The 9467-nt window shown below is 65.0% G+C and carries 10 protein-coding genes; 1 reads left to right on the plus strand and 9 read right to left on the minus strand.

Features of this window, described 5'->3' with window-relative positions; translation table 11 throughout:
• From ACO1BU_RS34680 to ACO1BU_RS34710, 7 genes are all read right to left on the minus strand, one after another.
• Positions 1-1144: L-serine ammonia-lyase (locus ACO1BU_RS34680; protein ID WP_424140466.1), on the minus strand; the 1144-nt coding region annotated here is incomplete at its 3' end.
• Positions 1145-1175: 31 nt separating this feature from the next.
• On the minus strand, positions 1176-1940 hold the full coding sequence (locus ACO1BU_RS34685) for an ABC transporter ATP-binding protein (protein ID WP_424140467.1): 765 nt from the start codon (positions 1938-1940) through the stop codon (positions 1176-1178).
• Positions 1937-2998: a dihydrodipicolinate synthase family protein gene (locus ACO1BU_RS34690; protein ID WP_424140468.1), complete on the minus strand. Its 1062-nt coding sequence runs from the start codon at positions 2996-2998 to the stop codon at positions 1937-1939. The genes ACO1BU_RS34685 and ACO1BU_RS34690 overlap by 4 nt, the downstream gene beginning before the upstream one ends.
• Positions 2999-3008: 10 nt before the next feature.
• Entirely contained in the window at positions 3009-3839 is an 831-nt protein-coding gene (locus ACO1BU_RS34695) for a GNAT family N-acetyltransferase (RefSeq protein ID WP_424140469.1), read from the minus strand.
• Complete coding sequence (locus ACO1BU_RS34700) at positions 3826-4899, minus strand: NAD-dependent epimerase/dehydratase family protein (RefSeq protein WP_424140470.1); 1074 nt, start codon at positions 4897-4899, stop codon at positions 3826-3828. The genes ACO1BU_RS34695 and ACO1BU_RS34700 overlap by 14 nt, the downstream gene beginning before the upstream one ends.
• A 3-nt stretch (positions 4900-4902) precedes the next feature.
• Positions 4903-5736 (minus strand): ABC transporter permease, encoded by an 834-nt coding sequence (locus tag ACO1BU_RS34705; protein ID WP_424140471.1) that lies wholly within the window; start codon positions 5734-5736, stop codon positions 4903-4905.
• A 77-nt stretch (positions 5737-5813) separates the two neighbouring features.
• Positions 5814-6476, minus strand: coding sequence for a TetR/AcrR family transcriptional regulator (locus ACO1BU_RS34710; RefSeq protein WP_424140472.1), 663 nt, complete (start codon positions 6474-6476; stop codon positions 5814-5816).
• Between the two features lie 113 nt (positions 6477-6589).
• Between ACO1BU_RS34710 and ACO1BU_RS34715 the strand changes: the two genes are divergently transcribed.
• The gene (locus ACO1BU_RS34715) at positions 6590-7612 is read left to right on the plus strand and encodes an ABC transporter substrate-binding protein (protein ID WP_424140473.1); all 1023 of its coding nucleotides are present in this window, start codon (positions 6590-6592) and stop codon (positions 7610-7612) included.
• A gap of 43 nt (positions 7613-7655) precedes the next feature.
• On the opposite strand, the gene ACO1BU_RS34720 is transcribed toward ACO1BU_RS34715, so the two are convergent.
• On the minus strand, positions 7656-8513 hold the full coding sequence (locus ACO1BU_RS34720) for an alpha/beta hydrolase (RefSeq protein WP_424140474.1): 858 nt from the start codon (positions 8511-8513) through the stop codon (positions 7656-7658).
• Positions 8514-9246: 733 nt separating this feature from the next.
• Positions 9247-9467: hypothetical protein (locus ACO1BU_RS34725; RefSeq protein WP_424140475.1), on the minus strand; the 221-nt coding region annotated here is incomplete at its 5' end.

Genomic DNA, 9467 nt, shown 5'->3' on the forward strand with positions numbered 1-9467 from the left:
CGCCGACGCCGCTCGACCCCGCTGATGATCTCCATCCCACCCACCTGCCCTTACCGACACTCTTACGAACGTCAGTAAGATCAGCGGGCACCCAGGCCAGGGAAGGCGGCCGTCGGCGGATGGGTACGTTTCGCTTAATGAGAGAGCCTATGGCTGCGGCGGCGAGCAGGAAGGTCTCGATCCCTGCCTCATCCGCGCCCGCGACGAAGTGGGTGTAGTAGTGGAGCACCGCGGGCACGATGCCTGCCGCCCCGTTTGTGGGCGCGGTCACCACCCGGCCGCCGGCCGCGTTCTCCTCGCTCACGGCGAGGGCGTAGAGGTTGACCCAGTCCATCCCGTGCAGGGGATCGGCCTTGTTCATCGCCTCGCGCCGGAGCAGGCGTTCGTGCAGGCCCGGAGCCCGCCGGCGGACCCTGAGGCCGCCCGGCAACTCACCACTCTGGCGGAGACCGCGACCGACACAGTCGCGCATCGCGGACCAGATCTGCTGGATCCCTTCGCTAATCCTGTCGTTGCTGAGGAAGGCGCGCTCGTTTTCCTTTTGCAGCTCCGCAATCGAAAGCCCGGTGGCGTCGGCTGTGGCGAGGAGCTCGGCGGAGGTGCCGAAGGCATGGGGGATGGAGGGCGGTACGGAGCCTTCATTCCGGTCCTCCTCTCCGTCCTCGACGATGAAGCCGCCTCCAATCGAGTAGAAGGTGCGGCAGATCCCCTCGCCTCCCTCTCCCCATGCGCGGAATGTGAGGCCGTTAGGGTGGCGCGGCAGGGATATCGTCTTGTGAAAAACGATGTTGGCGTCCGGATCGAAGGGCACGGCACGTCCCGCGCCCAAAGGCAGGGAGCGGGTGGCCCTAAGGCTCTCCAGCAATGTCGGGATGACGTCAGGGTCTACTCTCTCTGGCCTCTCACCAAGCAGGCCCAGCATGATGGCCCGGTCCGTCCCATGACCCTTTCCGGTCAAGGCGAGAGAGCCGTAGAGATCGACATGGAGTGAGATGAGCGGGACCGCCGGCAGTTCCGAACCGAAGCGCGCGGCGGCGATCATCGGTCCGACCGTGTGGGAACTGGACGGGCCTATGCCGATCCGGAACAGGTCGAAGATCCCGATCCAGGGCAGCGGCGCGGCGGAGGTATTCCCGACCGTCATGGCATTCTCCCGGCCGCGCCGCCCGGTGGTGTCAGTGCATGCCGAGTTGCGCGTAGATTCGCTTCACATAGACGCCGAAAGCCTCTGTCGTCTTGATGTCCAGGCCGCGCTCCGCGGGCAGGTCGATGCTGAAATAGTCGGCCATCCTCGCTGGCCCGGCCGTTAGCACGGCGCAGCGCGAGCCGAGGAACACGGCCTCCTGGATAGAGTGGGTAACGAAGAGAATGGTCTTGCCGCTCTCCTGCCAGATGCGGAGCATCTCCAGGTTCATCTTTTCGCGCGTCAGCGCATCCAGCGCTCCGAAGGGCTCGTCCATCAGGATGAGCTTCGGGTCATGAACCAGGGCGCGGGCGATGGCGGCGCGCTGCTGCATGCCGCCAGAGAGCTGGTAGGGAAACTTTTCCTCGAAGCCGCGCAGGCCCACCATGGCCAGTAGGTGGCGCGCACGCTCACATGCCTCCTTCTTCGGCAAGCCGAGGATTTCCGCCGGTAAGGTCACATTCTCCAGGATGGTACGCCACTTCAGGAGAAGGGCCTGCTGAAACACCATGCCCACATCACGCCCCGGCACGAAGCCGGAATTGGCGTTGCCGATCCGCACGATGCCGTCGCTTGCATCGTGAAGGCCGGCGAGGATCTTCAGCACCGTGGTCTTGCCGCAGCCCGAAGGGCCAACAAGGGAGACAAGGTCGCCCTCGTTCACCGTCATGGTCACGTTGGAGACAGCGGTGAAGTCTTGCCCATCAGTGCGATAGGTCTTGCGGACCCTCTCCAGTTGGATCAGCGGCTCGGTCACGACAGCCAGCGCTCCCGGTTCACGGCAACAAAATCGTCGTCGGAGAATTCGGGGTAGAGGCGGCAGATCCGATCGATCGCCTCGGCCTGCCCAGGGCTCAGCCCCTCCGCGGGATTAAGGCACCAGGTGCCCTCCAGCAGCCCCTGGCGACGCAGGATCTCGTGGCAGCCTGCGATGCAGCCGTGGAAGTCGTTCGCCACGTCGAAGAAGGCGGCGTTGCAATCCGTCACGGCGGAATCCAGCGCCAGGATCTCGGGCGGAAGTGGCCCTGCCGCCACCGCGGCCTTCAGCCGCTCCAGCAGCTGTACGGCGCCGCGCGTCCAGACCGACCAGTGGCCGAGCAGCCCGCCCTGGAAGCGCAACGTCACCGCCTCGCCGTCCCGCTTCACGGTGAAGGCGGTGACGAGATCGAGCACGATATGGTCGTCATTGCCGGTGTAGAGGGTCACGCGGTCCTCTGCCCGTGCTTCCGCCAGACCGCGCACCACGTCGAGTGTGCGGTAGCGGTTGAAGGGGGCGACTTTCACCGCGATGACGTTGTCGATGGCGCAGAAGGCGCGCCAGAAGTCGGCGCCAAGCAGGATGCCGCCTACGGAAGGCTGCAGATAGAAGCCCACCAGCGGGATCTCCCCGGCCACGGTCCGGCAGTGCTCCAAGATCTCCTCTGCCGAGGCGCCCTTCATCGCAGCCAGGCTGAGCAGGCCGGCATGGTAGCCGAGCGAGACCGCCGTGCGCGCCTCCTGCACGACCTGGGCGGTGCGGCCGGCCAGCCCGGCTACCATCACCATGGGCCGCTCCGTCCAGCCGCGTGCATCCTCCATCGCCGCTTCCAGCACGGGAGCGTAGAGACCGACATCGCGGATTTCAAACTGCGTGGTGTGAACGCCCACGGCGATCCCGCCCGACCCGGCATCCACGTAGTAGCGCGTCAGGGCCCGCTGCCGGCGGCGGTCGAGGCGCCGCTCCGCATCGAGCGCGAGCGGATGTGCGGGAATGGCCACGCCCTGCCGCAGCAGGCGGAGCGTCTCGGGCGGCAGGTCCGTACGGTGCAGGGGCATGGTAGTCCTCTCAGCCCAGTTCGGGTCCCGCCACTGCCATGAGGCGGGACGGATCCCCGAAGGGCGCGGCATGGCCCAGCGCCATGCGTGTGTAGGGGCGTTCGGGCGCGAAGCCATGGACGCGGAGAGCGTCAGCCAGGGCGGTGCAGTGATCGCCGAGGTCGATGATCACCTCGCCTGGCGCATGGGCCAGCGCCGCCTTCAGCAGCGGCAGCGCGGCCGCTTCATCGCGCGCCACAAGCGGGCCGATTTGGGTGGCCCGGTCGCCGTCGCGGCCGAGGACGAAGCCGTCCCCTTCCACGAAGGCGAGCGCTGGGGCACGCAGCATCAGTCCTTCGAGCAGGGAGGGGCGGCTGGCGCCAAAGACCGTGCCGTCCAGCGTGGCGAGCCGGGGCAGGTCATCTGCTGTCGCAAGGCGTGGGCCAACGGGTGCTTCGCCACCACCTGGGCCACGCCAGCGTGTCAGGCCAAACTGCGCGACGAAGCCGAGCGGGCGGTAGATGCGTGCCCCTGCTGGCGTGGCGTCCAGCACCGGGCAGAGGCCTGTCTCGGCCAGCAAGGCAAGACCGTGGCGCAGGATGCGGGTTCCAAGCCCGCGGCCGCGCATGGATGCCGTGACGAGCACCATGCCGATCCAGGCGAAGCCGCCGTCTCGGTAGGGCAGGATGGCGCCGGTCGCGACCGGCTGGTCCCCGCCGATGCCAAAGACGGTTCCCCCCTCGAAGAACTGGCGCCAATCCGCCTCTGCCTGGTTCCAGCCGGCCTCGCGCGAGAGCGCGAGGCAGCCGGCTATGGCGGAAGCGCTCAGCGTGGCAACGGGGGGGGCCTCAGTAGGTGCCATCCCGCACCTCGAAATGCGTGGGCTTGCCCAGCGCCTTGCCACCGCGTGCGACCCAGTCCGCCACCCAGTCGATCATGCGCGCGAGCGGCACGACGGGATAGCCGAAGAGCCGTGCCGCCTCCGCCGCGTTGTTCAGCCAGGCAGTCGGCGCTTCCTGGCCCGTGATGGTCACAGGCTTGCCCAGGCGCTCGGCGAAGGCCTTGGCCAACCAGCGCACCGGGATGGTCTCCGGCCCCGTTACGTTGAGCGGTGCCGCGGGAACGGTGGCCTGCCGCAGGCAGCGTAGCGCCTGGGCGTTGGCGTCGCCCTGCCAGATGACGTTGACATGGCCCATGGTGACGTCCACCGGCTCGCCCTTCATCACCTTTGTCGCCACGTCGAACAGCACACCATAGCGCAGGTCGATCGCGTAGTTCAGGCGGAAGAGCCGCCCCGGAGTACCGAACTGCGTGGAGAAGTGCTGGATCATCCGCTCCCGGCCAATGCAGGAGAAGGCGTACTCGCCCGGCGGGTCGAGTGGGCTGTCCTCAGTGGAGCCGGGGCCCGTGATGGGCACGAAGGGGTACACACAGCCCGTGGAGAAGGCCACGAGGCGGGAGGCGCGGAACGACTCCGCCACCAGCGCCGGAACGTGGGTGTTCATCGCCCAGGTCAACGACTGGTCACCGTTGGCTCCGAACTTCCGTCCGGCCATCAGGATGACGTTGCGCGCGCGCGGCAGCTTCTCCAACGCCGCGCGGTCCAGGAGGTTACAGGCGATCGTCTCGACGCCATGGCGCTCCAGCCCCTGCCGAAGCCCTGCCTCGCTGAACCGTGCAACGCCAAAGACGCGCTTGTCGGGCGCCGCATTGCGGGCGAGGCGGGCGAGGGTGGGCCCCATCTTTCCACCGACGCCGAGGACCATGATGTCCCCCTCCAGAGTGGCCAGATCGGCGGCCAGTGCACGGCTGGGGCGGGAGAGGAACTCGTCCAGCTCGGCCTCGTCCGCGATGCGGTCGGGGAGGTCGGCGGCATCCAGCCAGCGTTGACCGCCGGCATTCTCGATGGCTTGGGCGGACATGGCCTATCCCTTCCTGGCGTCCTTCGGGACGAAGCGGTGCTCGAGCCCCAGCACGAGGAGGTAGAGGGCGAGGCCAAGCAGGGTGAGGATGATGACGGCCATGAACATGGCTGCCGTATCGAGCGAAGTCTGGACCTGGATCATCAGGTAGGCGAGGCCGCGCTCGGAGGCGACAAACTCGCCCACCACCGCGCCTGCCACGGCCAGGATCGAGGCTACTTTCATGCCGGAGAAGATGTAGGGCAGGGCGCCGGGAAGCTGGATGTAGCGGAATACCTGCCAGCGCGACCCTTTCAGCGAGTGCACGAGGTCCAGAAGATCCGGCTCCACCTCCTGCAGCCCACGCACGGTGGTGAGCAGGATGGGGAAGAAGCAAAGGCTGAAAGTGATGAGCATGTTGGTGGCGATACCGTAGCTCATCCACACGATCATGATCGGGCCGAGCGCCACCTTCGGGATCATGTTGAGGGTGACGAGCAGCGGGAAGACTAGCAGCGACAGGGTGCGCGACCAGGTAAAGAGAAGCGCTCCCGCGACACCAAGCACGATCGCCAGCAAATAGCCGCCCCCGATCTCCATCAAGGTGACCAGCGTGTTGGACAGCCAGGCGTGGTTCGGGTTGCCGAGGGTCGCCACCACCGCGCTCGGCGCCGGCAGCAGGAAGGCGGGCAGGCCGGCCAGCCGCGCCAGGGCCTCCCACAATGCGATGGCGGCGAGATGCACGAGCAGGATGATGCCCCAGCGCCGTCGCATGGCTCTGACAGCGGCATCCCGGCGCGGGCCGCGCGCGGCCGCGGCGCTATCGGCTGGAATGTCGGTGCTCGCCTCCGCAGTCATGCCAGCCCTTCCTTGTCGTGACGAAACGCTAAGGCGGTGCAAGGCAAGGTGTCAACTAGATAGTTGATAGGTTCCGGTCAGGGGCGAAGGGCGGCAAGGACGAAGCTGATCACATGTGCCCGGTGGCGTGAGATGGAGGGGCGGGTATCCAGCCGCTTGCCGAAGATGGCCGAGAGGGTCCGGTTGTTCGAGAAGAAGAAGTACGAGATGCCGGCGATGGTGATGTAGAGGTCGATGGCGGCCAGGTCGCACCGGAAAAGCCCTTCCCGGGCTCCGCGGTTCAGCGTTTCCTCCACCATTCCAACCAGCGGCGAGTGCATCTGCCGCAACCGCGCTGAGGCGCGGACATGGCGGCCGCCATGTTGGTTCTCGTCGTTCAAAAGCGCCACGAATTCTGGATGAGCACTCAGATAGTCGAAGGAGAAGCCGACCAGCTTTTCCATGGCCTCCCGCGGTGGCAGGTCGTCCAGGTGCAACGCTCGCTCCTCTTGACGGATGGCGGCGTACACCTCCTCGAGCGCTACGGTGTACAGGTCCTCCTTCGTGCCGAAGTGGTGGTAGACGAGCTGCTTGTTCACCTCGGCTCGCGCCGCAATCTCGTCCACACGGGCGCCGGCTAGACCCTTCTCCGCGAACTCGCCGATTGCAGCATCGAGCAGGGCACGGCGTGTGCTCTCCGGATCGCGCTTGCCGGGTTCGCGGCGCGTGGTCGTCGGGCGGGCGGCGGCTCGGTTCGACATGCTGGCTTCCGTACCAACCATTTGGTTGGAAATTTGTTGCAGCTTGATACTAGCGTGATAGGCTCGGCATGACAGCCCGGCAGCACCGGGCCTGGGAAGGGGATCAAGCGCGCATGCCCAGCGACCTCGCTGCCGTCAAGCGCCGCGGGCTTTTGCTCGCCGGCCTCATTACTCCTCTTGCCGCACCGGGCATTGCCCGAGCCCAGGCGAAGGAGAAGATTACCTTTGTCCTCAACTGGACGCCGTATGCGGATCACGCGCCCTATTACCTGGCTAAGGCAGATGGCTGGTACGACCAGGCCGGCCTGGACGTGACTATCGAGGCCGGTCGCGGATCCGGCCTGTCTTCTCAGCGTGTGGTGGCCGGCACGGCGCAGATCGGCATTTCCGATATGGCGACCGCGCTGCTCGCTCGCGGGCGGGGCGGCAACCTTGTCGCGGTGATGACGGTCTTCGCCAACTCCCCCCAGACCTTCTATTGGCTGAAGAGCAACGGCATCACTGGACCGAAGAATTTTTCTGGCCGCTCCATCGGCAACCCGCCCGGCGATGCTTCCCGTATCATGTGGCCGATCTTCGCTCGCCGGGTTGGAATTGATCCGTCCTCGGTCCGCTTCGTCAACGTGGCGCCACCTGCCAAGATTCCCTCGCTAAAGAACAAGGTGATCGACATCACCTCGGATTTCTGGAACGAGCACGACCTGAAGGTGCGGGAATTTGGCGCCGATCTCGGCTTCCAGCGCTGGATGGACATCGGCATCAATCCTTACGGCAACTCCATTGTCGTGAACGGAAATTTCCTGGCTCGGCAGCCGGAGGCCGTCCGCAAGTTCGTGCAGGTGTCGCAGCGTGCCTTCGCGGTCTCGGTGGCCGATCCGCAGCCTGCTATCCGGGCTCTGTTTTCGGCAGCTTCCGGCCTGGATGACTGGACGCAACAGCGTGTCTGGGAGCGGGTTGTTGAACTGCAGCGCGACCCCACGACCACGAGCGTGGCCCTTGGTGCCTTCAGTGCGGAACGGATGAAGGCGGATTACGAACTGATCCAGAACAACTTCGAGGGGGCGCAGCCTTTCGATATTGAGAAGGCCTATACGAATGCCTTCCTCGACACCTCAGTCCGCATGACGGCAGGATGAACGGACTGTGGCAAGGGCGGGGCTGACCCCGCCCTTTTTCATGTCAGGCGTAGCGTGCGATGGCCTGGAGAACCGGGCTGTTCTCCGTCATGTACTGGTCCAGGATATCGAAGTGATCGTAACCCGGTAAGACGTGCACCTCCGGGTCGCCGCCATGTCGGCGCAGGTGGTGCGAGTAGCGGAAGGTTTGGTCGATCCAGTGCCAAGGCTCGCGCCCACCGGCGAAGAGATGAGTATCGGCCCGCGACTGGGGTGGGGCGCGTTCATAGTCGTGACGCCTAGCGATTTCCGGGGTGAGCTGCAGGTCCTGATTAACCGTCGTCAGCATGGCTGGCGCAGGGTCATAGATGCCGCTGATCATGATCGCGGCCTGCAGGGCAGAAGTTGATAGTCCCCTCGCTGTCCAGTCCGTGGCTAGGGCTGCGGCGCAGAGATGCGCTCCGGCGGAGTGTCCGGACAGTGTGATCCTGCTTGAATCGGCGCCAAACTGCTCCCCATGCCGCGCGATCCACTCGACGGCAGCAAGGGCCGAGTCCACTGTGCCGTCCAGGCTCGATCCGGGGCATAGCTCGTAGCTCGGGATGGCAACCGTGAACCCGCGCTGCACCAACGGTGCTGCTACGAACGCATAACCGTTCTTGTCGTTCGCTCGCCAATATCCGCCATGAAAGAATATGTGAATTGGTGCATCCTTCCGGGGCGCTCGGTAGATGTCCAGGCAACGGCGGGGGTGCTCGCCGTAGGCGATGTCCGAATCGCTCCGCACACTCAGCAACGCCGCATCGTTCAAAGGGGCGCGGCGCGGCCGGTGGGCTTCGTAGTCCGGAAAAGCCTGCTGGGGATTGTATTGAAACTCGTGTTCTTCCCGGGTCAGCGTAGCCCAGGCACTTCCTGAGGGCATCTTTTACAGTCCTTCGCTGAAGGTGGACTTTAGAGGCTTGAGCTAAATTGCTCCCGGAATCAACTTGGCCGCTTTGCGGTTGGCGGACATGCACGACGTCCGCATAGTCGCATTAGTGAGGCAGAGGGACGGTGCAGGCTCGTCACATTCTGCTCCAAATATATTTAGAACGAATAAAGAGGTTGGGACAACAAGTGGGATGCCGCTATGAGGCCCCACAGTGTTGGTTGTTTGGACAAGAGATTATCTGGCGATCCAGATTGGCCCTTGCTGCAATGGGAGCAGTTCTGGCGCGCTCGGCTGAGACTTCGGAAGTCACCTCACTGAGCATCGGTAACTGGCGCGCTGGCGTCTACACGAACGATCGCACCGGTGCATTCAGTCACCGCGCTGCGAACGCCCCATACAAAAAGGGCATTCGGCTCACGCCGGGGCGCCCACCATCCACTCCTGCGGCTTGGGGCGCCGGCGCCACGGCTGCGTATTCCTGGATACGACGGCGAGGGCCTGCTTCTGCCCCACGCCAAACGAGGTGCTTGCCGTGGTGACGCCGGTGTTGATGAGGTCATGTCGCCCTTAGCCTCGTAAAATCCTTACTTAGCGATCTCTGTGCTACGTGCACTTTGGAGGCTGCATTCTTCTCCGGGGGGCTTCCTCCACGCGGGCAGGCTTAGATATGCGGCATCGTGGCTTGCCTCCTGGTTCGCTCGAGGATGAGGACCCACCACAGGTCTCAAGCAGCGTGAGACTTTCGGCCCTTGGCTTCCATGTCAGAGCGGGCCTTCCAGAAGGCCATGTCCGCCTCCTTGCTGAACATGACCCGAACACCTGTGGCGCCCTTGCTCACCCGGAGCTTTCCACCGTTCCGGGACCGGTGATCCTCCATCCATTCCTTGAACACCGCGTCTTCGGCGGTGTGCCCTTCGAATTCGAGAACCCCGGCGATCTCTTCCT

The sequence above is a fragment of the Roseomonas chloroacetimidivorans genome, from assembly GCF_049629625.1.
GTDB lineage: Bacteria > Pseudomonadota > Alphaproteobacteria > Acetobacterales > Acetobacteraceae > Roseomonas > Roseomonas chloroacetimidivorans.